Origin of the sequence: Sulfitobacter sabulilitoris, assembly GCF_005887615.1 — a bacterium.
In the GTDB taxonomy this organism is placed as follows: Bacteria; Pseudomonadota; Alphaproteobacteria; order Rhodobacterales; family Rhodobacteraceae; genus Sulfitobacter_E; species Sulfitobacter_E sabulilitoris.
On the sequence record NZ_VANS01000001.1, the window covers coordinates 487,003 to 511,863 of the forward strand.

General features: G+C 66.0%; 24 protein-coding genes and 1 tRNA gene. 12 read left to right on the forward strand and 13 right to left on the reverse strand.

Annotation, left to right across the window (positions count from 1 at the left end):
• Positions 1-80 precede the first annotated feature (80 nt).
• The 3 genes from FDT80_RS02220 to FDT80_RS02230 are packed head-to-tail and all read left to right on the forward strand — an operon-like array spanning position 81 to position 2,552.
• On the forward strand, positions 81-737 hold the full coding sequence (locus FDT80_RS02220; RefSeq protein ID WP_138660603.1) for a DUF6778 family protein: 657 nt from the start codon (positions 81-83) through the stop codon (positions 735-737).
• A 39-nt stretch (positions 738-776) separates the two neighbouring features.
• Positions 777-2,009, forward strand: a complete 1,233-nt coding sequence (locus FDT80_RS02225) for an RSP_2647 family RNA methyltransferase (protein WP_138660604.1) — start codon at positions 777-779, stop codon at positions 2,007-2,009.
• A 3-nt stretch (positions 2,010-2,012) separates the two neighbouring features.
• Positions 2,013-2,552 carry an RSP_2648 family PIN domain-containing protein gene (locus FDT80_RS02230; protein ID WP_138660605.1) on the forward strand — a complete coding sequence of 180 codons (540 nt, stop codon included), beginning with the start codon at positions 2,013-2,015 and terminating at the stop codon, positions 2,550-2,552.
• On the opposite strand, the gene FDT80_RS02235 is transcribed toward FDT80_RS02230, so the two are convergent.
• Both FDT80_RS02235 and FDT80_RS02240 read right to left on the reverse strand, forming a co-directional pair.
• Positions 2,549-3,235, reverse strand: a complete 687-nt coding sequence (locus FDT80_RS02235) for a M48 family metalloprotease (RefSeq protein WP_138660606.1) — start codon at positions 3,233-3,235, stop codon at positions 2,549-2,551. The two genes, FDT80_RS02230 and FDT80_RS02235, sit on opposite strands and share 4 nt — an antisense overlap.
• A 163-nt stretch (positions 3,236-3,398) precedes the next feature.
• Positions 3,399-3,824 (reverse strand): OsmC family protein, encoded by a 426-nt coding sequence (locus tag FDT80_RS02240; protein WP_138660607.1) that lies wholly within the window; start codon positions 3,822-3,824, stop codon positions 3,399-3,401.
• A gap of 209 nt (positions 3,825-4,033) precedes the next feature.
• Here FDT80_RS02240 and FDT80_RS02245 point away from each other — a divergent pair, with 209 nt between their 5' ends.
• Both FDT80_RS02245 and FDT80_RS02250 read left to right on the forward strand, forming a co-directional pair.
• Complete coding sequence (locus FDT80_RS02245) at positions 4,034-4,483, forward strand: MarR family winged helix-turn-helix transcriptional regulator (protein WP_246039808.1); 450 nt, start codon at positions 4,034-4,036, stop codon at positions 4,481-4,483.
• A 64-nt stretch (positions 4,484-4,547) separates the two neighbouring features.
• Complete coding sequence (locus FDT80_RS02250; RefSeq protein WP_138660608.1) at positions 4,548-5,060, forward strand: DUF421 domain-containing protein; 513 nt, start codon at positions 4,548-4,550, stop codon at positions 5,058-5,060.
• Here FDT80_RS02250 and FDT80_RS02255 read toward each other — a convergent pair.
• The 5 genes from FDT80_RS02255 to FDT80_RS02275 all read right to left on the reverse strand — a co-directional run bounded on the left by FDT80_RS02255 (position 5,057) and on the right by FDT80_RS02275 (position 9,279).
• Positions 5,057-6,244, reverse strand: coding sequence for a vWA domain-containing protein (locus FDT80_RS02255; RefSeq protein ID WP_138660609.1), 1,188 nt, complete (start codon positions 6,242-6,244; stop codon positions 5,057-5,059). The two genes, FDT80_RS02250 and FDT80_RS02255, sit on opposite strands and share 4 nt — an antisense overlap.
• Positions 6,245-6,255: 11 nt before the next feature.
• Positions 6,256-6,423 carry an apolipoprotein acyltransferase gene (locus tag FDT80_RS02260; RefSeq protein WP_138660610.1) on the reverse strand — a complete coding sequence of 56 codons (168 nt, stop codon included), beginning with the start codon at positions 6,421-6,423 and terminating at the stop codon, positions 6,256-6,258.
• Between the two features lie 21 nt (positions 6,424-6,444).
• Positions 6,445-7,806, reverse strand: coding sequence for a DUF2927 domain-containing protein (locus FDT80_RS02265; protein ID WP_138660611.1), 1,362 nt, complete (start codon positions 7,804-7,806; stop codon positions 6,445-6,447).
• A 2-nt stretch (positions 7,807-7,808) separates the two neighbouring features.
• Positions 7,809-8,276: a GNAT family N-acetyltransferase gene (locus FDT80_RS02270; RefSeq protein WP_138660612.1), complete on the reverse strand. Its 468-nt coding sequence runs from the start codon at positions 8,274-8,276 to the stop codon at positions 7,809-7,811.
• A gap of 160 nt (positions 8,277-8,436) precedes the next feature.
• Positions 8,437-9,279: an AAA family ATPase gene (locus tag FDT80_RS02275; RefSeq protein ID WP_138660613.1), complete on the reverse strand. Its 843-nt coding sequence runs from the start codon at positions 9,277-9,279 to the stop codon at positions 8,437-8,439.
• Between the two features lie 165 nt (positions 9,280-9,444).
• Here FDT80_RS02275 and dksA point away from each other — a divergent pair, with 165 nt between their 5' ends.
• Both dksA and FDT80_RS02285 read left to right on the forward strand, forming a co-directional pair.
• Complete coding sequence (gene dksA / locus FDT80_RS02280; RefSeq protein ID WP_138660614.1) at positions 9,445-9,867, forward strand: RNA polymerase-binding protein DksA; 423 nt, start codon at positions 9,445-9,447, stop codon at positions 9,865-9,867.
• Between the two features lie 79 nt (positions 9,868-9,946).
• Positions 9,947-11,110 carry an FAD-dependent monooxygenase gene (locus FDT80_RS02285; protein WP_170311763.1) on the forward strand — a complete coding sequence of 388 codons (1,164 nt, stop codon included), beginning with the start codon at positions 9,947-9,949 and terminating at the stop codon, positions 11,108-11,110.
• Between the two features lie 24 nt (positions 11,111-11,134).
• Here FDT80_RS02285 and FDT80_RS02290 read toward each other — a convergent pair whose 3' ends face one another.
• Together FDT80_RS02290 and rocF are read right to left on the reverse strand one after the other, a co-directional pair.
• Positions 11,135-12,190 (reverse strand): ornithine cyclodeaminase, encoded by a 1,056-nt coding sequence (locus FDT80_RS02290; RefSeq protein WP_138660616.1) that lies wholly within the window; start codon positions 12,188-12,190, stop codon positions 11,135-11,137.
• A 35-nt stretch (positions 12,191-12,225) separates the two neighbouring features.
• Positions 12,226-13,146 (reverse strand): arginase, encoded by a 921-nt coding sequence (gene rocF / locus FDT80_RS02295; RefSeq protein WP_138660617.1) that lies wholly within the window; start codon positions 13,144-13,146, stop codon positions 12,226-12,228.
• Positions 13,147-13,255: 109 nt separating this feature from the next.
• On the opposite strand from rocF, the gene FDT80_RS02300 reads away from it, so the two are divergent.
• Entirely contained in the window at positions 13,256-13,681 is a 426-nt protein-coding gene (locus FDT80_RS02300) for an Lrp/AsnC family transcriptional regulator (RefSeq protein ID WP_138660618.1), read from the forward strand.
• A gap of 7 nt (positions 13,682-13,688) precedes the next feature.
• On the opposite strand, the gene FDT80_RS02305 is transcribed toward FDT80_RS02300, so the two are convergent.
• Both FDT80_RS02305 and FDT80_RS02310 read right to left on the reverse strand, forming a co-directional pair.
• A complete protein-coding gene (locus tag FDT80_RS02305) occupies positions 13,689-14,147 on the reverse strand; it encodes a disulfide bond formation protein B (protein WP_138660619.1) in 459 nt (152 codons plus the stop codon).
• The gene (locus tag FDT80_RS02310) at positions 14,144-14,722 is read right to left on the reverse strand and encodes a YqaA family protein (protein ID WP_138660620.1); all 579 of its coding nucleotides are present in this window, start codon (positions 14,720-14,722) and stop codon (positions 14,144-14,146) included. The genes FDT80_RS02305 and FDT80_RS02310 overlap by 4 nt, the downstream gene beginning before the upstream one ends.
• A 127-nt stretch (positions 14,723-14,849) precedes the next feature.
• Here FDT80_RS02310 and FDT80_RS02315 point away from each other — a divergent pair.
• A tRNA-Leu gene (locus FDT80_RS02315) sits at positions 14,850-14,933 on the forward strand.
• An 856-nt stretch (positions 14,934-15,789) separates the two neighbouring features.
• Positions 15,790-19,023: a Hint domain-containing protein gene (locus tag FDT80_RS19160; protein ID WP_138660621.1), complete on the forward strand. Its 3,234-nt coding sequence runs from the start codon at positions 15,790-15,792 to the stop codon at positions 19,021-19,023.
• Positions 19,024-19,161: 138 nt separating this feature from the next.
• Here FDT80_RS19160 and FDT80_RS02325 read toward each other — a convergent pair whose 3' ends face one another.
• A complete protein-coding gene (locus tag FDT80_RS02325; RefSeq protein ID WP_138660622.1) occupies positions 19,162-19,785 on the reverse strand; it encodes a nucleotidyltransferase family protein in 624 nt (207 codons plus the stop codon).
• A gap of 46 nt (positions 19,786-19,831) precedes the next feature.
• On the reverse strand, positions 19,832-22,240 hold the full coding sequence (locus FDT80_RS02330) for a GcvT family protein (protein ID WP_138660623.1): 2,409 nt from the start codon (positions 22,238-22,240) through the stop codon (positions 19,832-19,834).
• A gap of 126 nt (positions 22,241-22,366) precedes the next feature.
• Here FDT80_RS02330 and FDT80_RS02335 point away from each other — a divergent pair, with 126 nt between their 5' ends.
• A complete protein-coding gene (locus FDT80_RS02335; protein WP_138660624.1) occupies positions 22,367-23,722 on the forward strand; it encodes a DUF2254 domain-containing protein in 1,356 nt (451 codons plus the stop codon).
• A 132-nt stretch (positions 23,723-23,854) separates the two neighbouring features.
• Positions 23,855-24,823 (forward strand): hypothetical protein, encoded by a 969-nt coding sequence (locus FDT80_RS02340; protein ID WP_138660625.1) that lies wholly within the window; start codon positions 23,855-23,857, stop codon positions 24,821-24,823.
• Positions 24,824-24,861: the final 38 nt, after the last annotated feature.

A 24,861-nucleotide genomic window follows, 5' to 3' on the forward strand; every position in this document is an offset into this window, starting at 1 on the left:
TAATCCTGCCGTGTTTGGCGGTCATACCCGGCTTTGACCCAAAGCGTCCCATCCAGCGGGCGTTCTTGAAGGAGAGTGACATGACCATTCTGAAAGCCCTTGCCGCCCTTGGTTTCGCCGCAATCGTGTCGGCCTGTTCCGCCCCGGTGGACACCGCGAGCCGCGCCGCGCCCTTCGTGACCGGTGCCGCAACGCCGGGTGACGCCACGCAGGCCAGCCAACTGCCCGACCTGCGGGTCGAGAAGATCACCGTCAGCGTACCCCGATCGCTGAAGGTCTCCGAGGCCAACCGCTATTACCCCAGCGGCGACATCGTCTGGCGCGAGGACCCGATGGGCGACCGCCACATGCAGGTCAAGGCGATATTCGAGACTGCGATGCAGCGTGGCACTGCCGCACTGGAGGGGAGCACACCGGTGACGCTGCACGTCGACGTGATGCGGTTCCATGCGCTGACCGAAAAGACCCGCTATACCGTCGGCGGCATCCATTCGCTGACCTTCGCCATGACCCTTCGCGATGCCCGGACCGGTGCGGTGCTGGTCGATCACAAGGTGGTCAAGGCCGACCTGCAGGGTTTTGGCGGGCAGATGGCGATCGACGCGATGGCGCGCGGCCAGACCCAGAAGGTGCGCATCACCGGCCACCTGGCGAATGTCATCCGCTCCGAACTTCAGGATCCGGGCGGCTATCGCAACGCCAAGCTTGGGCTCATTCAGACGCTGAACAAAATCTGACCTTTCGCGCGCGCCGCGAAGCGATTAGAGGAGGGCGCTATGACAGCGCCCTTTTCCGATTCCGCCCACACCCCCCAGACCGAAACCGACCGCGCCACCGTGCGGCTGTTGCCCAAGGCCAATGCCCGCGCCATCCGGCACGGGTTTCCTTGGGTCTATGCCAACGAGCTGGTCACCGATCGGCGCACCAAGGCCCTGAGCCCGGGTGCGCTGGCGCGGCTGGAGGACACCACCCGGCAGCCGATGGGGCTGGTGGCGGTGAACCCGCTGTCCAAGATCATCGCCCGGATGCTGGACGAGGACCCCGAGGCGAGGCTTGACCAGGGCTGGTTCGAGGCGCGTCTGGCGCGGGCGCAGGACCTGCGCGCGCGGCTTTACGATGCGCCGTTCTACCGGTTGGTGCATGCCGAAACCGACGGGCTGCCCGGCGTGGTCATCGACCGCTTTGGCGATACCTGCGTGATCCAGCCCAACGCGGCCTGGGCCGAGGCGCATCTGAGCACGCTCACGGCGGCATTGGTCGCGGTCACGGGGGTCGCGCATGTCCTCAAGAACGCCGCGGGCCGCACCCGCGGGTTGGAAGGGCTCGACGATGTGAGCGGCGTGTTGCATGGTCAGGCACCCGATGGCCCGCTGCCGGTGCCGATGAACGGCGCGACCTATCTGGCGGATCTGACGGGCGGGCAGAAAACCGGGCTCTTTTACGACCAGCGGCCCAATCACGCCTTTGCCGCCTCGCTGGCGCGCGGCGCGCGGGTGCTGGATGTCTTTGCGCATGTCGGCGGTTTTGGATTGGCCGCCTTGGCCAATGGGGCGGCTGGCGCGCTGTGCGTCGACGGCTCCGCCCCGGCGCTGGACCTGGCGCAGGGGGGGGCGGAGGCCATGGGCGTCGCCGACCGCTTTGCCACCCGGCAGGGCGATGCCTTCGACGTGCTGGCCGCGCTGCGGGCAGAGGGTGCGGAATTCGACCTCGTGATCTGCGACCCGCCGGCGTTCGCCCCGGCGAAACCCGCGCTCGACGCCGGTCTGCGTGCCTACGAGCGTGTGGCGCGGCTGGCGGCTCCGCTGGTCGCGGAGAACGGCATTCTGGGGCTGTGTTCCTGTTCGCATGCCGCCGATCTGGGCGCGTTCCGCACCGCGTCGGTGCGCGGGATCGGGCGCGCCGGACGGCGCGGTGCGCTGATCCATACGGGCTTTGCCGGGCCCGATCACCCACTGCTGCCGCAACTGGCCGAAAGCGGTTATCTCAAGTCGTTGTTCTTTCGGCTGTAGGCGATGAAGATCGTCATCGACGCCTGTGTGCTATATCCCAACGTGATGCGCGACATGGTGTTGGGGGTGGCGGGCAGCGGGGCGTTCGTGCCCCTTTGGTCGGCCCGCATCCTCGAGGAATGGGCGCGGGCGGCGCGCAAGCTGGGGCCGCTGGGCGAACCGCAGGCGCGCGGCGAGATCGCCATGCTGCGCGCCAGATGGCCCGAGGCCGAACTGCCCGCCGCGCCGGGGCTCGAGGCGCGGCTTTGGCTGCCCGACCCGAACGACATTCACGTGCTGGCCAGTGCAGTCGCCGGATCGGCGGATGCCGTGATGACCGTAAATGCCCGTGATTTTCCGCGCGGGGCCTTGGCCGAAGAGGGGCTGGAGCGGGTCGATCCCGACGGTTTCCTGATGCAGGTCTGGATGCGCGACGCGGATGCGGTGGCCGATGTTGCCGCCGACGTGCTGGCCCGCGCGCGCAGCCTGTCGGGTCAGGACTGGGACATGCGTGCACTGATGAAGAAAGCGCGGCTGCCACGCATTGCAAAAGCGCTGGCCTAGGCGTCGCTCCAGCGCGAGTCGAGGGTCTTGAGAGCTGCGATCCGGTCTTCGGTCTTGGGATGGCTGAGCAACCAGGCCGGCGCACGCCCGCCGCCCGAGCGGGTCAGCGCCTCGAGCTTGCGGAACATGGAAATCTGCGGCTCCACGCCGATGCCCGCCTTGGTCAGAAGGGCCGCGGCATAGGCGTCCGCCTCGTATTCGTCGCTGCGCGACAACCGCGCGGCCAGCAACGATGCCAGCATGTTTGCGATCCAGATCCCGATGCCGGGCAGGAACCGCCCCAGAACCATCGCCAGCGCCGTGCGAAGTGCGTTCTGACCCGAGAAGTCGATCATTCGGCGGCGCGAATGACCCAGGGCAACATGCCCCAATTCATGCGCGATCACCGATGACATTTCCTCGGCCGTGACCTCGCCCGCACGGAACTTGTTGTAAAAGCCCCGTGTGATGAAAATGCGCCCGTCGGGGGCGGCCAGCCCGTTCACCGGGTCGATTTCATAGATATGGACGCGTATCCGCGACAGCTCCAGCGCGGCGGCCATTCGGTCGGTCAGGGCCTTGAGCCGCGGATCGGCCAGTTCGGTGGACTTCTCGTCAAGCTCTCGGGCCGTGCGCCAGGCCGAAAACCGGTACATCGCCAGGCCATAGAGGATCGCAAGAAGGATGGGCGTGAATTTCAGCATATCCCAGATATGGTGCGGCCCGGCGCCCGTGGCAAGCGTGTGGAGCCTCCGGCGGGAGTATTTGAAGACCCAAAGAACCTGGGACGCGCCCTCTCGGGCAGGAAAAAGGGCCGCAAGGACGTGCCTTGCGACCCCGTGTCGCGTCGATCAGCCGCAAGGAGCGTCAGACGAGTTTGGCATCCATCGTGATCTCGGCGTTGAAGAGCTTGGAGACCGGGCAATTTTCCTTGGCTGTCTTGGCGGCTTCGGCGAATTGCGCTTCGGTCGCGCCGGGAATCTTGGCGGTAACATCGAGATGGATGGACGGGATCGCAAAGCCACCGTCCTTTTCCGCGAGATGCACGGTCGCGGTCGTCTCGATGCTGTCCGCGGTCAGGTCGTGGCCCCCGAGGATCATCGACAGGGCCATCGAAAAGCAGCTTGCATGCGCCGCACCGATCAGTTCTTCGGGGTTGGTGCCCTTGGCGTCTTCAAAGCGCGTGTTGAAGCCGTAGGGCTGATCGTTGAGCACGCCGGTTTCGGTGCTCACATGGCCTTTGCCATCTTTCAGTCCACCCTGCCATTTTGCGGAACCTGTTTTCTTGATCATGTCTTTTGTCCTTTTTCTCTGTGTCTTTGTATCGGGGTCTCAACGCGCCAGAAGCGGGCGATGTTCCCGCAGGTGGTTGCGCCGGGCGCGCCGGATCGTCAGATCCAGCCCGATTGTGTGGTATGGTACATAAAGCGCGCGGCAGGGTAGGTCAATAGCTTGCCATTTAATCGCGCACGATTTAATAATTGGATTTTTGGAGGTTCGTCTTGCAGCCACATCCGCTCGACCCCAACGACATGCTGTGTTTCGACGTCTATACATTGCAGCAGGCCTTTGGGCGCATCTACAAGCCCTTGCTCGATCCGCTTGGGCTGACCTATCCGCAATACCTCGTGATGGTTCTGCTGTGGCAGGGGCATCCGGTGACCGTGGGCCAGATCGGCGCGCGGCTGGGGTTGGATTCCAGCACGCTTACCCCGGTGATCAAACGGCTTGAAAAGGCCGGGCTGGTGCGCCGCGACCGCGATGCGCAGGACGAACGCCGGGTTTTGGTCACGCCGACCCGGGAGGGGCGCGAGATGCAGCGGCGCGCGGCCGCGGTGCCCGGATGTGTCGCGGCCGCGACAGGAATGAGCGAGGCGCACATCAGTGCCCTGCGCGACCAGATCGCCGGGCTGCGCGCCGCCTTGCGCGCGGCGTCCGACAGGGCCGGCTGACCCGGCGCAGGGACCGAAAGCGGCACTGCAGCCGTTGGACCCGCATTTCATCAGGAGCCACACCATGCCGACAGTCGGCGCCCTTGTTTCCCCTTTCATCGATGCGGCGATCATGGGGCTCGCCCTGATCGCCTTTACGAGGCTGAGCGGCCTGCGATCGTTTTCCAAGATGTCAGGGTATGATTTCGCGATCACCGTGGCGATGGGGTCGGTCCTGGCCTCTGTCGTCGTGTCGAAATCGACCGGGCCGCTTGCCGGGATCGCCGCGCTCGCGGCGCTGTTCGTGGTGCAGGCGGGTTTGTCGCACCTGCGGGTCCGCAGCCGCGACGCGCAAGACGCGATGGACAATGCGCCGCTGTTGATCATGCAGGGCCGCGAGGTGCTGGAGGACAACCTGAGCGCGGCCAAGATGACCCGCGCCGATCTCATGGGCAAGCTGCGCGAAGCGAATGTCACACACCTCGATCAGGTGCGGGCGGTCGTGTTCGAGCAGACCGGCGATGTAAGCGTGCTGCACGGGCCGGCGGGCGGCGGGTTGGAGGATGACTTGCTGGACGGGGTGCGCGACGCGGTCTAGCGGGTCAGCGCCTTTATTCCGCGGCTCAATCCTTCGAGCGTCATCGGCACCATGGCATCGGGCCCGAAGACCTCTCTGATCATGCCGATGGAATGGGTGTAGCCCCAGTATTTCTCGGGCACGGGGTTGATCCAAAGGGTCGATGACCACTGATCGCGCGCCCGCGCCAGCCAGACCGACCCGGCTTCGGCGTTCCAATGTTCCGAGGCGCCGCCGGGGTAGGCGACTTCGTAGGGGGACATCGACGCATCGCCCACGAAGATGCATTTGTAATCGGGGCCATAGGTGCGCAAAATCTCGTGCGTCGACACCTGCGCATCCCAGCGGCGGCGGTTGTCGCGCCACACGCCTTCGTAGAGGCAGTTGTGAAAATAGAAGTGCTCCATGTGCTTGAATTCCGCACGTGCGGCGGAAAACAGTTCTTCGACCACCTTCACATGCGCGTCCATCGAGCCGCCGACGTCGAGAAACAGCAACACCTTGACGGCATTGCGCCGCTCGGGCCGGGTTTTCACGTCAAGATAGCCATGCTCGGCCGTGGCGCGGATCGTGCCGCCCAGGTCCAGCTCCTCTTGTGCGCCATCGCGGGCCCAGCGGCGCAGACGCTTGAGCGCGACCTTGATGTTGCGGGTGCCCAGCTCGACGCTGTCGTCGAGGTTCTTGAACTCGCGCTTGTCCCAGACCTTGGTGGCGCGCTGGTGGCGGCTCTCGTTCTGGCCGATGCGCACGCCTTCGGGGTTGTAGCCATAGGCGCCGAAGGGCGATGTGCCGGCGGTGCCGATCCACTTGTTGCCCCCCTGATGACGCCCCTTTTGCTCTTCCAGCCGCTTTTTCAGCGTCTCCATCAGCTTGTCGAACCCGCCAAGCGCTTCGATCTCGGCCTTTTCCTCGGGGCTCAGGTGCTTTTCGGCCATCTTTTCCAGCCAGTCGGCGGGAATGTCCACGGCCTCCATCACCTGCTCCATGGTGATGGCCTCGAGGCCGGAAAAACTGGCGGCGAAGGCGCGGTCGAACTTGTCGATGTTGCGCTCGTCTTTGACCATCGCGGTGCGCGCCAGGTAATAGAACGCCTCGACGTCGTAGGTGGCGAGCCCTGCGCGCATGCCTTCGAGAAAGGCCAGGAATTCACGCAGGCTTACGGGCACGGCGGCTTTGCGAAGGTTCTCGAAGAAGGGCAGGAACATCGGCGCGCCCCTTACAGCGCCAGGCGGTGGATCACGATGGTGGCGATCATGCCGACCAGGACGAAGGCAATCGCATAGCCGGTTGCGTATTGCGCGATGTCCTTGCCGTTGCCCTTGCGCCGGTACGCCGTAATGCCGCCAATGATGGCCCCCAGTAGTGCCGCCGCCAATACGATCATCGTGTTCTACCCGTTCGCTTGTTAGGTCGGGCCGCTCCGCGGGTTCAGGGATGCGATTTCGCGCATCTTGGCCCGCACGGCCCAGTCAGGGCCAAACCCGTACCGCGCCCATCCCAGACTGTCCAGTCTGACGCGGCGCGCCTCACTGTCGCGGCCCGTCAGCGTCAGCGCCTCGGCCCGCAGCAACATCAGCGTCGACAAGAGCGCCGCGTTTTCCGAGGCAACCGCACTGTCGATGAAGGGATCGACATGAGCCAGCGCCGTCGCACCGTCACCCGAAGCTATGGCGAAGGCGGCCAGATGCGTGGCGACATAGGCGCGGTGCAGGCGCGTGTCGGGGGAGGCGGCGTAAATACGGTCCGCCAGTTCGTATTGGGAAAGTGCCACGCCGGGGTCGGACTGCTGCACGATGCGGCCCTTGGCGTAATGCGAGAACCCCAGTCGATGATCGCGCCAGCCCGCCCGCCGTGCGATGGATATGGCGCGGTCCGCCGCGGCGCGCCGTGCGTCGGGGCTCGATCCGTGGCCAAGCGCGATCTGGATGGCGTCGCTCCAGGCGCGCGGCGTCGGGCCTGCCAGGCGCGCCTGCGTATACCTGCCGCCGGGGTTCAGGCGGGCCAGGATCTGCGGCAGCCGGGCCGCCACCTGCGCCCGTGTCATTCCGCTGCGCAATTCGGGCGCGTATGTCATCCGCAGGATCAGCATGTCGTAGCCCGTCAGCACCGTGTGCACGTTGTCGTCGTTGAACACCGAATTCGGCAGGCGGTACAGGTCGTTGAGCGGCCCGATGGACTGCGCCAGCTCCTCGTGCAGGCAATCGCGCACCTCTTGCGCGGAGGCATCGTTGGGCACGAAGATGGCCAGCCGGGTGCGGGTCCGCAGAAGCGCCCAATTGGTCCGGCTGCTGCGCCGTGCACCGCGGTAATCCTTGAGCGACGAGACATTGGGCGCCACGAAACAGGCGGCCTGCGGCAGAACCCGGCGAATGGCCGCGCGCGGCACCGCCTCGATCGTGATCGCGGCGGCGGGGTCGGTCGTGACGGTGACGGGCACGCCCGCCTCGGCGCGCAAGCGGCCCAGCAGACGCATGAGGTCAGGCCCCAGAGACGCGGGCGGCTTCCCGGTGACACGCAGGGTGATCGGCCCTTCGAACCGGGTAAAGACCGGCAGCACCCGACCGCTTTCAAGGGCAAAGCTGAGGTCGAGGAAATCCTGCGCCAGATCGGTGTCGGAGGGCGCGGCAGCCGGTTGCAGGCGGGGCGCGAAGGTCTTCATCGGCGGCAAGCTGCTGTCGGCGATATTGGCGCGGGTCGGCTGATCGCCCGGGGTCGCGGGCGCGCAGGCCGACAACAGCAGAACAACAGGAAGCACCCACCCCCGCATGGTCAACGCTGGTATTTCAGAAACGGGGTGAGCGTGGCGACCCGGTCATAGAGGCGGCGGGCGGTGTGGTTGAACTCCTGCGTGTTCCAGTAGACGGTCGGATTGCCGGCGGCGTCGGCGGCGGCATAGACCGCTGCGATCAGCGCGCGGCCGATGCCCTGGCCCCGGACATGCGGGTCGGCAAAGAGGTCCTGAAGGTAGCAGACGTTCTCGATCTTCCAGCCGTGGCGATGAAACAGGTAATGCGCGAGCCCCACCGGTTTGCCGTTCAACTCGGCGATCAGTCCGTTGAAATCCTGCGGATCATCGCCCAAGAGACGCTGAAAATAAATGTCGTATGTCTGGGCCGGAAGGGTGGTTTCATAGAATTCGAGGTACGCGGCCCACATCCGGTCCCACTCGGCCCGGTCGGACGCGCGCAGGGGGCGCACGACGAGCCTGGATGATGGGATGCTGGATGATGTGCTCATGGGGGCCTCGTGCTCCGGGCCCGGACTCGCGCGGCCCGGTTGGACGCGAGGCTAGGCACTGAATAAGGCAAAATCGTGGCGGCGGGCGCGGGAAAACTCCTTGCAAGACCTTTGTCCGGAATTTCTCAGAACTCCGTGTCGCGCGCCCGGCCGCGTGCCGTTACCGTCGTTCGGCCCGCGCCATGAAGGCCAGACGCTCGAACAGGTGTACGTCCTGCTCGTTCTTGAGCAGTGCACCGTGCAGCTTGGGCAGCGCGCTGGCGCCGTTCGACTTGAGATCCTCGGCGGTCATGTCCTCTGCCAGCAGCAGCTTGAGCCAGTCCAGCACCTCGGAGGTGGAGGGCTTTTTCTTCAGGCCGGCCTGATCGCGCACCTCGTAGAACTGCGTCAGCGCGGTGGTCAGCAACGCCTCCTTGATGCCGGGGTGGTGGACCTCGACGATCTGGCGCAGCGTGTCCATTTCGGGAAAGCGGATGTAGTGAAAGAAACAGCGCCGCAGGAACGCGTCGGGCAGCTCCTTTTCGTTGTTGGAGGTGATGATCACGATGGGCCGGTTGACCGCGCGGATCGTCTCGCCGGTCTCGTAGACGTAGAATTCCATCTTGTCGAGTTCCTGCAGCAGGTCGTTGGGAAACTCGATGTCCGCCTTGTCGATCTCGTCGATCAGCAGAACGACCTTCTCGTCCGCCTCGAAGGCCTCCCACAGCTTGCCCTTGCGGATGTAGTTCTTGACGTCGTGCACGCGCTCTTCGCCCAGTTGGCTGTCGCGCAGGCGGCTGACCGCGTCGTATTCGTAAAGACCCTGCTGGGCGCGGGTGGTGGATTTGATGTTCCACTCGATCATCCGCAGCCCCAGCGCGTTCGACACCTGCTTGGCCAGCTCGGTCTTGCCCGTGCCGGGTTCGCCCTTGACCAGAAGTGGCCGTTCCAGCGTCACGGCCGCATTGACGGCGATTGTCAGATCGTCGGTGGCCACGTAGTCGGAAGTGCCTTCGAATTTCATGTCGGTGTCCTTTGGTCGGGCTTTACAAGTGCGACGCTTTTAGCCGCAAACCGCAAGTATTGTGTAGTGACAATCTTGGCAACGTGGGATAGATGCTGGCCGCAGGGGAAACTTGGCCCGAGGACAAGTCCAGTGACAGACGTTAGCCACGTTGAGGAAAGCCATATGAAACAGGAAGTATTCCTGCCGGACAGTTATCGTCCGGCCGAAGACGAGCCATTTATGAACGACCGGCAGGTCGAGTATTTCAGACGCAAGCTGTTGAACTGGCGCACGGAACTGCTGGCCGGATCGCGTGACACCATCGAAGGCCTGCAAGACGGCACCCGCAACATTCCCGACGTGGCCGACCGCGCGTCGGAGGAAACCGACCGCGCGCTCGAACTGCGGACCCGTGACCGGCAGCGCAAGCTGGTCAGCAAGATCGACGCCGCGTTGCGCCGCATCGAAGAGGGCGAATTCGGCTATTGCAGCGTCACCGGCGAGCCGATTTCCCTCAAGCGTCTGGACGCGCGCCCCATCGCCACCATGAGCCTTGAGGCGCAGGAGCGTCACGAGCGCCGCGAGAAGGTGCACCGCGACGATTGATCCGCGCGCGGACGACAGGGATAAGACGGAAAGCGCCGGGCGAAAGCTGCGGCGCTTTTGTCATGAGAGGGCAGGGGTGATGGTGAAGAACGCGATCGTGATCGGTGCCGGGATCGGCGGGCTGGCGTGTGCGGCGGCGCTTGCGCGGCGGGGCGTCGCGGTGACGCTGCTGGAGCAGGCGGCCGCCATCACCGAGGTCGGCGCCGGGTTGCAGGTCAGCCCGAACGGACTGGCGGTGCTGCGCGCGCTGGGGGTGGCCGACGCGGTGCAGCGCGGCGGCGCGGTGCGGGCCCGGGCGGTCGTGCTGCGCGCCGAGCAGAGCGGCGACACGGTCGCGCGGCTGGATCTGACGCGGCTGGACGCGGATCAGAGATATCTGTTCGTGCATCGCGCCGACCTGATCGCGGTATTGGCGCGCGCGGCGGCCCAGGCGAATGTGTCGGTCGAGTTGGGCAAACGGGTCCGCGCGGTGATCCCCGGCGATCTGCCGACGGTCGAGCTGGAGGATGCCAGCACCCGCCGCGCCGAATTGATCGTCGCGGCGGACGGGGTGCAATCGCGCGGGCGCGCGGCGCTCAACGGCGCTGACGATCCGGCGTTCACCGGGCAGGTGGCGTGGCGCGCTACCGTGCCCGCCCTTGGCGATCCGGCACCGGAGGCGACGGTGACGATGGGCGCGGGGCGCCATATTGTCAGCTATCCGGTCAAGGGCGGCAGCGCGATCAACATGGTCGCGGTGCAGGAACGCAAGACCTGGGCCGCCGAAGGCTGGCACCACGCCGACGATCCGCAAAACCTGCGCGCGGCCTTTTCCGGTGTTCGCGGTCCGGCCGCCGACCTGTTGGCGCGGGTCGGCGATGTGGCGCTGTGGGGGCTGTTTCGCCATCCCGTCGCGCCGGTGTGGCACCGCGATGGCGTGGTCCTGCTGGGCGATGCGGCGCATCCCACGCTGCCGTTCCTGGCGCAGGGCGCCAATATGGCGCTGGAGGATGCCTGGGTGCTGGCGCAGCAGGTCACCCGGCAGGACGTGGCGCGCGGTCTGCCCGCCTATCAGGCCGCGCGCGGGCCGCGGGTGTCGCGCGTCATCGCGGCGGCCGATGGCAACGCCTGGAAATATCATTTGCGGCCCGGCCCGTTGCGGTGGGCCGCGCATGCCGCGCTGCGCACCGGCAGCCGGCTGGCGCCGGGGCGGATGATGGCGCAATTCGACTGGCTCTACCGCCACGACGTGACGGCCCCCTGATCCGGGCCGTCAGCGCCGCGTCGGTCAGGCCCGGCCCGCGCGCTGCAGCATCCCGAACAAATCGCGCGGATCGTCGGGATCGGCCAGCAGATCGAGCGGATGAAACAACTGCGTCTCCGCCGCTTTTTCCCGCACGTAGCGCAGGGCGCTGAAATCCTCGATCGCGAATCCGACGCTGTCGAAGAGCGTGATCTGCTTGTCCGAGGTGCGGCCCCTGGCCTGTCCGGTCATCACCTGCCACAGCTCGGTCACCGGATGATCGGCGTCAAGCTGCTGGATCTCGCCCTCGATGCGGGTCTGTTCGGGAAATTCCACAAAGATATCCGAACGATGCAGGATCGCGGGCGCCAGTTCCGTCTTCCCCGGGCAGTCGCCGCCGATGGCATTGATGTGCACGCCGCTGCCGACCATGTTGTCGGTCAGGATAGTGGCATACTGCTTGTCGGCCGTGCAGGTGGTGATGATCTGCGCGCCCAGGATGGCCTCCTCGGCGCTGTCGCAGGGCACCACCCGCAGGCCGGATCCCGCCAGGTTGGCCGCGCATTTTCGCGTCGCCGCCGGGTCGATGTCGTAAAGCCGCACCTCTTCGATCCCGACGATGGCCTTCATCGCGATGCTCTGGAATTCCGACTGCGCGCCGTTGCCGATCATCGCCATCACCTTGCTGTCCTTCGGCGCCAGATAGCGCGCCACCAGGGCAGAGGTCGCCGCCGTGCGCATCGCTGTCAGAATCGTCATTTCCGACAACAGCACCGGATAGCCGTTGGAGACATCGGCCAGCAGGCCGAAGGCGGTCACGGTCTGCAACCCGCCCTTGGTGTTGTCGGGATGGCCGTTGACGTATTTGAAGCCATAGACCTCGCCGTCCGAGGTGGGCATCAGTTCGATCACGCCGGTGGCCGAGTGGCTGGCCACGCGGGGCGTCTTGTCGAAGACCTCCCAACGCTTGAAATCGGTCTCGATGCACTCCGCCAGCCCCTGCATCATCGGCTCAAGGCCGACGGTGTGGATAAGCTGCATCATGTGATCGACGGAAACGAAAGGCACGAGCGCCTTGTCGGAGGGTTTGAGCTTGGTCATGGGTCGGGTCTTTCCTGAGCTGGAGCGGGCCGAGATCAATAGGCGCGGGTGGGGCGGTCGAACACGCGGCGGCCAAGCGCGGAGGCGGCCAGTTCGACCATCACCTGCGCGGTGCGCCCGCGTTCATCCAGAAACGGGTTCAACTCCACCAGATCGAGCGAGGTCATGAGCCCGCTGTCGTGCAGCATCTCCATCACCAGGTGGCCCTCGCGGATGGTGGCGCCGCCGGGCACGGTGGTGCCCACCGCGGGCGCGACGGCCGGATCGAGGAAGTCCACATCCAGCGAGACGTGCAACATGCCGTTGGCGGCCTCGACACGCTCCAGGAACGCGGTCAGCGGCTTGGCGATGCCGCTTTCGTCGATTTCGCGCATGTCGACACGCTGGATCGTGGTAGCCTGCAACGCGTCGCGTTCGGGCGTGTCCACCGACCGCAGGCCGATGATGGCGATATTGTCGTGGCGCACCGGGTTTTCAATGGCGGGAAAGCCGTCGAACCCCGGTCGCCCGGTGACATAGCCCAGCGGCGTACCATGCAGGTTGCCGCTGTCGGTGCTGTCGGGCGTGTGGTAATCGCTGTGGGCGTCCAGCCACAACACAAACAACGGGCGACCTTCGGCATCGGCGTGACGCATCGCCCCAAGAACCGTTCCCAGCGACAGGGAATGATCGCCGCCCATGAAGATCGGCAGGCCGTCCTTCATCGCCGCTTCGGATGCCTCGGCCAGCGCCTCGGTCCAGCCGATGGTTTCGGCCAGCGCGTGCAGCTTGGGATGATCGGGCGTGTCGTTGCGGTTCGGAACGACATTGCCGCGATCCTCGACCCGGTGCCCCAGATCGGTCAGCGCGCGGGCCAGCCCGGCGGTGCGGTAGGCGTCGGGGCCCATCAGGCAGCCGGTGCGGCGCTTGCCACTGTCCACCGGCGCGCCGACGAGGATACAGGTCTCTTGGGTCATGATACGGTCCTTTTGACTGGTGTTGCGCATTGGTATGCGCCGGATCGGGGCATAGACAAGCGATCATACCGGACATATTGAGAGGGAAGTGATCGAACCGGAGGCCAAAATGGACGAAACGGACAAACGGCTGATCGCGGCGCTGCGCCACGACGCCCGCGCGCCACTGTCTGATCTGGCCGCAGTGCTGGGGCTGTCGCGCACCACGGTGCGCGCGCGGCTGGCGCGGCTGCGCGACCGCGGCGACATCCTCGGGTTTTCGGTGGTGATGAAGGAGGACGCCCTGCGCGATCCGGTGCGCGGGCTGATGATGATCGCGATCGAAGGCCGCGGCACCGACCGGATCATCCGCCAGCTCAGCGGCATGTCGGAGCTGCGCGCGGTGCATTCCACCAACGGCCGATGGGACGTCATTGTCGAGATCGGCACTGCCACTCTGGAGCAATTCGACCGCGTCCTGTTTCAGATCCGCAGGCTTGACGGAGTCACCGCCAGTGAGACGAGCCTTCTTCTGTCGACCCGCATATCGGCCTGACCCCGGATCAGCGCGCGCGCAGGGCCGCCAGCCAGATCAGCACCAACCCGAAGGACGCGATCGCGTTCCAGCCCGCCATGCTGATGCCCAACATCTGCCAGGCGATATCGTCGCAGCGCACCAGCGGCGCGTTCAGGATCTGGTCCAGCAGGGCATCGGCGCTCATCCCGCCGACGGGACCCACGGTGCAGGTCGTGGGCCCCTCCCACCAGCCTTGCTCGACACCGGCGTGAAAGGCGCCGATCCCGGCGGTCGTCGCCGCCGCCACCGCGCCAAGACCCATCAGCACGGGCCGCGGCAGGGCAAAGGCGACCAGGCCGACGGCGACGGCAATCGCATGGGGGTAGCGTTGCCAGATGCACATCTTGCAGGGTGCGAGCCCGCCCAGATGTTGAAACCCGAAGGCCCCCAGCAACAGCGCGGCAGAGCCCAGCGTGGCAATCGTGATCAGCAGTCTTCGGGTCATATCAGCCTCAGGATAAGGAACCCGCCCAGCAGGCAGGCGACAAACAGCGTGAACATAAGCCCCAGCCGGCGTTCGATGAAGTCGCGGATGGGTGCGCCAAAGCGCCACAACAACCCCGCAACGAGAAAGAAACGCAGCCCGCGCGCAAGGATCGAGGTGGCGATGAAGGTGCCCAGCGGCATTCCCGTCCAGCCCGACATGATCGTGATGACCTTGTAGGGGAAGGGCGTGACGCCGGCGGTCAGCACCGCCCAGAACCCCATGTCGTTGAACACCGTGCTGAAGTCGGCCATCGCGTCGGCCTTGCCGAGGCTGGCCAGGATCGGCTGCCCCAGCGTGTCGAAGGCCAGCGCCCCGATGGCATAGCCCAGCATCCCGCCCAGCACCGACGCCGCAAGTGCCACGCCCGCGATCAGCCATGCGCGCCGCGGCTGCGCCAGGATCATCGGGATCATCAGCACGTCGGGCGGGATGGGAAAGACCGAACTCTCGACAAAGGCGACCCCGGCCAGCACCCACAGGGCGCGGGGATGGTCGACCATACCCAGCATCCAGAAATACAATCGGCGTATCATGCGCGGGCGCGATCCCTTTGGGGTTGGTTCGAAGAGGGCAGACCATGCGGCCCGGACGGGGTCAAGCCCGACAATGGCGCAAAATGCGCTTGCCCGGCGCGGGCGTGCGCGCTACAGCATCTGCGTTGCCCAAGTGGCGGAATGGTAGACGCAGGGGATTCAAAATCCCCCGCCGCAAGGCGTGCCGGTTCGAGTCCGGCCTTGGGTACCACCCCTTTTCGGGGTTTTCCGTGAATTTCATGATCCGGAACAGCCCGGTGGCATCGTGCGGTGGCGGTCTCGCGGCGCACGCCCCGCCAGGCGCGTGATCCGCCGACGCGGCGCGCCGGGCCCGCACCCGCGCCCCCCCTCGACGACAGGGAATCGAGCGGGCACAGCAGCCCTTACGATTCGTCAAGAATGTGGCAGGCACCGCACAGCGCAGAACCAGTCTGCCTGCAAATTCGGCTATTGGTTCCATTGTGAGAACGCAAATCGGGAATTGCGCCACAAATATGGCGAAACCGTGGTCCGCCTCTGGCCTCGCCGATTGGTGCCATTATGGAAACCACGACCAGTGCCCTGGTTGCGAACGGCCTTGCCGAAAATCGCCACGCGCGCCCTGAAAAACAGGGCCAAGCGCCTGTGGTCCGCCTATGCCATTTTGGAAACAATCCGTCCCGCATGCGGCAGGCAGTAGGGGTGCGCAGCCGTGCGGGGGCCTGACTTGCTGCCTTTTTGCGGATGCTTTTCTGACATTTTTCACTTTGTTCGCCTCAATTCACCCGGTACTAATCGAAGTGCCCAACTGGGGGGCAAAGTCTGTAGGTCACGGGGGCGACCGCACCAAGACGCATCACAAGATGCGGGAGACGTGTGTTCGCCGTGCTGCCAAGCATCCGAATGCCACATGCCGACGCAGGGGAATTACGCCTCTGCGACCGGTGAACTGTGGCCGCATTTCTCCCGCCGGGATGGTCGATGGCGCGGGTCGCCCAGGCATCTGCAGATTGTCTTGGGGGCAACGGTATTGAGTTTGTCCGCAACAGGCGGCGTGGCGTTTGCAGCGCCGTTATGAGGAGAATACGATGGAAAGTGATACGCCCAAGCCGACCGGAGCGCGCGACGGTATCGTTTCAGGCACCGCAGCCGACGACCGCATCGATGCCGCCTATACCGGCGATCCCGATGGCGACATGATCGACAACTCAGACGCGATCATCCCCGGCGAAGCCCCCGAGGACGACATCGTGATGGCGGGCGGCGGCAACGATTTCGTAACCTCCCTGCAAGGCGATGACGAAGTGCACGGCGGCGATGGCAACGACACGCTGCGCGGCGGCGACGGCGACGATCTGCTCAAGGGGCAGGGCGGCGACGACCTTCTCAAGGGCGAGGCCGGCGACGACACGCTGCTGGGCGGGGTCGGCAGCGACACGCTCAATGGCGGCGCGGATGCCGATATGCTTGACGCTGGTGACGGCGACGACGTGCTGCAGGGCGAGACCGGCAACGACACGCTGATCGGCGGCGCGGGCAACGACACGCTTCAGGGCGATGCCGGCGACGACGACCTGTCGGGCGGCGACGGCAACGACATCCTGCTTGGCGGCGGCGGCGGGATCGATGCGCTCAAGGGCGGCGCGGACCGCGACCTGATCTTTGCCGAGGCCGGCGATGACGTCGATGGCGGCGCTGCGGGCGACGATTTCGATACGCTCGACATCACCGGCCAGGGGCCCTACGTGGTGCGCGACCAGCGCCCCGACAGCAACGGCAACGGCTTTGACGGCACGATCGTGTTCCTCAATGACGACGGTTCGGAGTCGGACCGCACGATCGAGTTCGTCGAGATCGAAAAGATCATCGGCGATCCGCCCAACGCGAACCTCCCGCCCCGGGCGGTGGACGACGACGCGACGACGCCCGAAGACACCGCCGTGACGGTCGACGTGCTGGGCAACGACAGCGACCCCGAGGGCCAACCGCTGACCGTGACGGGCGCGACATCGCCGGACGGCACCGTGGACATCAACCCCGATGGCACGCTGACATTCACCCCCGCCGAGAATTTCAACGGCGACACCACGATCGTCTATGAAATCGACGACGGCAACGGCGGTACGGACACCGGCGAGGTTGCCGTGTCGGTGACACCCGTCAACGACGACCCTGTCGCCAACCCCGACAGCAGCACGACCGCCGCGGCAACTGCGGTGACCGCCGATGTGCTGGCCAATGACACCGACGTGGATGGCGACAAGCTGACCATCACGGGCGCAACCAGCCCCGATGGCACCGTGGTCGACAACGGCGACGGCACATTGACCTTCACGCCCGCCGACGGCTTTTCCGGCGACGCGACCGTCAGCTACGACATCAGCGATGGCAACGGCGGCACCGACACCGGCACCTGGACCGTCAGCGTCGGCCCCGCGCCCGACCGCGACGGCATCGTATTCGGCACCGACGGCGACGACCTGATCGATACCGCCTATGACGGCGATCCCGATGGCGATTTCGTCGATAACGAAGACGCGATCCTCGACGGTGAAGCACCCAACGACGACATCATCCGCGCCGGCGACGGCGACGACACGGTGCGCGCGGGCGAAGGCGACGACGAAATCACCGGCGGCAACGGCTCGGATGATGTGGACGGCGGCCCCGGCGACGACGTGATCGACACCGGCAACGGCGAAATCCGGCCCGACATCGGCTATCCGGGGCTTTATCCCGCCGACATCGACCCCGAGGACGACCGTGACCTGGTCGCGGGCGGCGACGGCAACGACACCATCTCGACGGGCGATGACCGCGACACCATCAGCGGCGGCAACGGCAACGACGTGATCGATGCGGGCATCGACGACGATGTGGTCCGCGGCGACGACGGCGACGACCGGATCGTCGGCGGCGAGGGCAGCGACCTGTTGCTGGGTGGCAATGGCGACGACACGATCTATGCCGGCAACGATCCCGACCGTATCCCAGATGCGGTCAACATCGAAGACGACGGTTCCAATCCCTTCGGCCCCGATCTGCGGCCCGAAAACGGCCGCGATACTGTCGACGGCGGTGCGGGCAACGACGTGATCTTTGGCGCCGACGACGACGATGTGTTGAGCGGCGGGTTGGGCAACGACTTTCTGGACGGCCAGACCGATGATGACACCCTGTCGGGCGGCACCGGAGAAGATACGCTGATCGGCGGGCAGGGCGACGACAGCCTGTCGGGTGGTCTGGGCGATGACGTGCTCGATGGCGGCATCGGCAACGACACGCTGCGCGGCAACCGCGACGACGATCTGCTGTCGGGCGGCGCGGGCGACGATCTGCTCGATGGCGGCGGCCAGAACGACATCCTGAACGGTGACGCGGGCAACGACACGCTGCAGGGCGCCACCGGCGACGATACGCTGAACGGCGGCGACGGCGATGATGTGGTGCGCGGCGGTCAGGGCAACGACCTGATCGACGGCGGCGACGGCATCGACGATCTGGCCGGCGGCAACGACCGCGATACCTTCGTCAACGTGAACGCGGGCGATGTGGTCAACGGCAACGAGGGCGGCGACGACTTCGACACGCTCGACCTCACCGGCTCCGCGCCGGATGGCGGCCGGCTTGAAATCGACTATGACGATGACAACGACGAAAACGGCACCGTCAGCTATTTCAACGCCGACAACACGGATGCAGGCACGCTGCGGTTCACGAACATCGAAAACGTGATCCCCTGCTTTACCCCCGGCACCCTGATCGCCACGCCCAAGGGCGAGCGCCGGGTGGAGGATCTGGTGGTCGGCGACCGGGTCATCACCCGCGACAACGGCATCCAGGACATCCGCTGGGTGGGCGCCCGCGCCATGACCGGCACAGAGCTGGAGCGTGCGGCACATCTCAAGCCGGTTCTGATCCAGCAGGGTGCGCTTGGCAACGGCCTGCCGGAGCGTGACATGCTGGTCAGCCCAAACCACCGGGTGCTGGTCGCCAATGACAAGACCGCCCTGTATTTCGAGGAACGCGAGGTGCTGGTCGCGGCCAAACATCTGACCGGGCTCGATGGGGTCGATATCGTGGATGTGTCCGGCACAACCTACATCCACATCATGTTCGATCAACACGAGGTCGTGTTGTCGGACGGCACATGGACCGAAAGCTTCCAACCCGGCGACAACAGCCTTGCCGGTATCGGCAACGCGCAGCGTACGGAAATTTTCGAATTGTTCCCCGAGCTTTCGACGCGGGAGGGTATCGACAGCTACCAGTCGGCCCGCCGGTCCCTGAAAAAGCACGAGGCACGGCTTCTGACGAAGTAGGCGCGCCTTTGGCTTTACGACCCGCGCGCGGGGGCGCGCGGCACGCATATGCAGCTACTGTATCGAGTACTTCGGTGTAGTGACGGAAGCGGGGCGGGAAACCGTCCCGCTTTTGTCGTCATGGCGTGACCCCGGCGGTCAGCGTTCCCGACGCTCCGCACGCCAATCGGCCCAATCTTCGGGGGTGTCCAGATCGCGGCGCGCCGCCTGGCCGGGCAGGGACACCAGCTTGACCCGGCCCTTGGCCAGCGCCACGACCTCGCGCCCGCCACCATCGCCGCTAAGATTTGCAAACTCCGCGAACATCGACTTTGCAAAGACGATCGGATGGCCCGGCGCGCCATCCTCAGTGGCCCCGCGCCAGATCAGCGTGTCGCTGTCCAGATCGACGGCCTCCAGCACCCGGGCCAGATGCGCGGGCAATAGATCGGGCAGATCGGCCAGCAGCAGCATCGCGGCAGGCGCGCCCGTGGGCAGGGCGGCAAAGGCGGTGCGCAGGCTTGCGTTCATTCCCTCGGCGGCGTCAGGCACCGCGAGCGGCGTGACATCCAGCCCCGTCAGCACGGCGTACCGCGGATGCGGCGGCGGGGGCAGGGCCACGATCACCGGGCCGTCCGTCGCGGCGCGGGCGCTGTCTGCCTGACGGCGCAGCAGCGGCGCGCCCTCCACCGGCTCAAGCAGCTTGTCGGCCCCGCGCATCCGCCGCGACTGGCCGGCGGCCAGCAGGATGACGGGAATATCGGTCAGTCGAGGATCAATCATCCCGCGACCTTACCGCAGGCAACGGCGGGCCGTAAGGGACGCCATGTCAGCCCCGCATCCGCGCGCCGTCCGGGTCAAAAAACGGTGTCGTCACCATCTGCGCCGGGCACATCCGGCCCAGGATTTCGATTGCCACGACGGGGGCCTCCGCCACCCGCTCGGAGGGCAGGAACCCCAGGGCCAAGGATGTGCCCGCGTGGTGCGAATACCCGCCCGATGTGCAAAAGCCCACCACCGCCCCGTCCAGCCAGATCGGCTCGTATCCCTGCACATCCGCGTCCTCCGCCTGCACCTCGAAGGCCACGAGCCTGCGCGCGGGACCATTGGCGCGCTCGGCTTCGGCCGCGGCGCGCCCGATGAAATCGGTGGTCTTGTCGAAGCTGATGAAACGGTCCAGCCCGGTTTCGGCGGCGGTATAATCGGGCGAATACTCCGCCATCCAGGATCCGAAGAATTTGTCGAGCCGGAGCGACATCATCGCCCGCATGCCGAAAGGCGTGATGCCATGCGCGGCCCCCGCCTGCGTCAACGTGGTCCAAAGCTGGCGCTGACCCGTCGGATCGCAATAGATTTCATAGCCGAGGTCGCCGGTATAGCTGACGCGCTGCACGGTGCAGGCGGTCATGCCCACGGTCATCCGCCGCACGTCCAGAAACCGCAGTTCCGAAACATCGTCGGGCATACAGGCCGCCAGAACATCGCCCGCGCGCGGGCCGGCTATCTGAAATCCGGTCAGGGAATCGCTGATGTTCTCGACCCTTACGCCCTCTTCCTGATGTTTCTGAAACCAGCGCATGTGATAGGCCTGCGCGCCATAGCTGGCAGTCAGGCGAAACTCCGTCTCGTCAAGGCAGGACACGGTGAAATCGCCGATCAGCCTGCCGCGATCCGACAGCATCGGCGTCAGTGACAGACGCCCCGGCGCGGGCACACGCCCCGCCATGATCCGGTCAAGCCACGCGCGCGCGCGGGGCCCCGTCACACGGTACTTGCCGAAATTCTGCACCTCGTTGATGCCCACGCCGCCGCGCACCGCCGCCACTTCGCGCGCGGTGGCGGCAAAGGCATCGGAGCGTCGGAACGACGGCGTCTCGAACGTGGGTTCGCGGCCCTGCGCGAAGTAGTTGGGCACCTCAAGCCCGTATTGCGCGCCCCAGACCGCCCCCAGCGCGGTGAAAATATCGTACATCGGCGTGGTCCGGTTGGGCCGCGCGGCGGGCAGTTCCTCGTTGGGATAGCTGACGCTGAAGCGTTTCTGGTAATTCTCGATCACCTTGCGCCGGGTGTAGCCCGGCGTGATCCAGGGCCCGAAACGCGCCACGTCCATCGCCATCACGTCGCGCTCGGGCTCGCCCTCGATCATCCATTGCGCCAGCGTCAGCCCGACACCGCCACCTTGGGAAAACCCGGCCATCACGCCGCAGGCCGACCAATAGTTGCGCATCCCCGGCACCGGACCCACCAGCGGGTTGCCGTCGGGGGCAAAAGTGAACGGCCCGTGGATCACCGATTTCACCCCCGCCGTGGCCAGCACCGGAAAGCGTTTATAAGCGAAATCAATGCTGTCCGCGATCTTGTCAAAGTCGTCAGGCAGCAATTCGTGGCCGAAGTCCCACGGCGTGCCATCCACCGCCCAGGGGCGGCAGGGCTGCTCGTAGAAGCCGATGCACAGGCCGCGCCCTTCCTGCCGCAGATAGCTTTCGCCCGCCGGGTCCATGACATGCGGATGTTCGGTGTCACGCTGGTAGATTTCGGGAATGTCGTCGGTGACGATGTATTGATGCTCCATCGGGTGCAGCGGCAGGTAGACGCCCGCCATCGCCCCCACCTCGCGGGCCCAAAGCCCGCCGGCGTTGACCACGTGTTCGGCATGCACCGTGCCGCGGTCTGTCACCACGTCCCAGGTGCCGTCGGCGCGCGGGTTGGTTTCGCGCACCATGCAATGCGTCTCGATCGTGGCGCCCCCCATGCGCGCGGCCCGTGCATAGGCATGGGTGGTTCCTGAGGGGTCCAGATGCCCGTCCAGCGGATCGTACAGCCCGCCGATAATGCCATCGAGGTTGGTGATCGGCGCGATCTTCGCGATCTCCTCGGGGCCGACGATTTCGGTGTCCAGACCCATGAACCTGTGTTTGGCCCGCTCCGCCAGCAGCATGTCGAACCGGTCGCGATTGTCCGCAAGCGTCACGCCGCCGACATGGTGCAGCCCGCATGACATGCCGGTGATCTCCTCCAACTCCTTGTAAAGCCGGATGGTGTAGCCCTGGAGCGCCGCCATGTTGGTATCGCCGTTGAGGGTGTGAAACCCGCCCGCCGCGTGCCAGGTCGATCCGGAGGTCAGGTCAGAGCGCTCCAGCAGCATCACGTCCGACCAGCCCAGTTTCGTCAGGTGATAGAGAACCGAGGCGCCAACGACGCCGCCGCCGATGACACAGACGCGAGTGGTGGTTTGCATGGGCTGGCCTTTGTAATAGGTGTTTGGTCCAAGGTAGGCGGGCGGCGGGGCGACCCTTTGCCGAAAACGACATCTTCTGTCGCACAGTTGCGATGGACCCAGAATTCGGAAGGCGCGTCGCGACAGATGGAAAACCTCAACTGGCTCCCCGATACGCTGCTGCGCAAGGCCCGCCATTACAGCCGCCAGTTGTGGGTGCGGGTTGTGGCGATGGGGCTTCTGGCCATTCTGGTCCTGGGCCTGACGCAGATCATCGAATGGCTGGTGCCCGACCAGATGGGATCGCGGCTGACCGGGGCCGCGGCCGACCGGCTGTTGCAGATCATCGCCAACGCGATGCTGGCGGTCACGACCTTTTCGCTGACGGTCATGGTCACGGTGTACCGCAGTTCGTCGACCCAATGGACCCCGCGGGTGCACCGCCTGATCATGCAGGACCCGGTGACGCAGAACACGCTGGCCGCCTTTATCGGCGCCTATGTCTATGCGCTGATCGCGATCATCATGCGCGAACTGGGCGTCTACGTGGACGAACGCGCGCTCGTGCTCTTTGCGGTCACGGTGCTGGTGCTGGCGTTCATCGTGTTCAATCTTGTGCGCTGGGTGCTGCACCTGCAGACCTTCGGCAGCCTGATCGACACCACCCGCCAGGTCGAAGGCATCGCCCGCCGCCAGTTCGCCGAACGGCTGGCGACGCCTTGCCTTGGCGCGCGGCCGCTGATCGGCGCGGCGCCCGACAACACCCGCATCATCCGCGCCACCCAAAGCGGCTATATCCAGCACATCTATCCGCAGGCGCTGGACAAGGCGGCGCGGATGCACGGTGTGGATCTGTACCTGACGCGCGATATCGGCTCCTTCGTGTTCCTGAACGAACCGCTGGTGCAGGTGCGCGACACCGGCGCGCCGCCCGCGGACGGCTGCGATGACGACACGCTGGCGCGGGCCGTGCGCGACAATGTCGTGCTGGACGACGTGCGCAGCTATGACCAGGATCCTCGGTTTGGCCTGATGGTGATGGGCGAAATCGCGTCCAAGGCGCTGTCGCCCGGCATCAACGATCCCGGCACGGCGATCGACGTGATCACGCGGGTCGGGCGCATCCTGTCGGATTATTCCGACGAAACCCAAGGCAACGGCGATCTGCCCTATCCCAACCTCTGGGTCCATCCGCTTGAGCCCACCGATCTGATCGAGGACGGTTTCGGATCGCTGGCGCGCGACGGTGCGGCGGTGATCGAGGTGCAGCAACGCCTGCAATCGACGCTGACGGGGCTGATGCACCACCCCGACAAGGGCCTGCAGGACGCCGCGCGCATCGCCGCGGGGATAGAGCTGCGCCGGGCGTGGAGCGCGCTGAAATTCGATCACGATCGCGCGCGGTTGCGGCGGTCGGTGGCCGAAGCGGTCTGGAACGACGTCGCTGACGATCTGAACCCCCGGCAGGACCAGGGCACGGACCGCGCGCCGGAGCGCGACTGACGCCTGCGGATCGGCGGCCGCGTTCCGATTGTCCGGGATCAAGGCACGGCGGTGCGATTGTCCGCATACTACCTCCCGAACGGCCCTGTGGCCTTCGACCGTGGCGCAGGGCGACATGGGGGAGAATACGCAATGCACACACGCCAACTCATCCGGTTTGTCCTGACCGGTTTTCTGGGGGCTGCGGCGGTGGTCCTGCCGGGGTGCGATGACTATTATACCGCTCCGGGCTATATCGGCCCGGGCTACGGCACCTACGACTATGACTACTATCCCCGCAGCAACGTCTATTATCATGGCCTGAGCGGGTCTTATTACTACGTCGGAGACGGAATCTGGACACGGACCCAAACGCTTCCCGTCCATATCTCGATCAATCCGCGCTACCGGCGGCGGATCGTCATCCGCGACACCGTTCCCTACCGGCGCAACCACGAACACCGCCGGATCCATTCCTTTGACCGGCGTCCGCCGATCGCACGCGACAGGCTGATCCGTCGGGTCGAGGACCGGCATTTGCGGCGCGAACAGATCGAACGCGAACGCCGCGCGCGTGACGCCGACCGGCTGCGCCGCTCGTCGCTGGAGCGTGACAGGCTGCGGCGCGAAGAGGCCCGCATCGAACGGGACCGCCAGCTTCGCCGCGAGGAATTCGACCGTCGCGCCCGACGCGAGCGCGAAAGACGGCGGCAAGAGATGATCGACGAGCGATTCCGGCGTGATGAAGAGATCCGCAGGCGCAACCAATCGGAGCGTCAGCGGGTGGAGGACACGATCCGCCGCAATCAGGCCCGCGCGGAGCGTCAGCGCCAGGAGGAGGAGGCCCGGCGCCGCGACCGCGCACAGACGGAGCGTCAGCGGGTGGAGGACACGATTCGCCGCAATCAGGCCCGCGCGGAGCGCCAGCGGCAGGAGGAGGAGGCCCGCCGCCACGACCGCGCACAGGCGGAGCGGCAGCGGGTGGAAGACACGATCCGCCGCAATCAGGCCCGTGCGGAGCGTCAGCGGCAAGAGGAACTCAGGCGGCGCAGGGAGGCCGAGGCCGAGGCAGAGGCGCAGGAGCGCCCCGAACGCAAGGGCTGGCGGCGCGAGACGCGCTAGCGTCCGGTCCCGGCTGGGCGGGCTGCAAACGGCGGGCA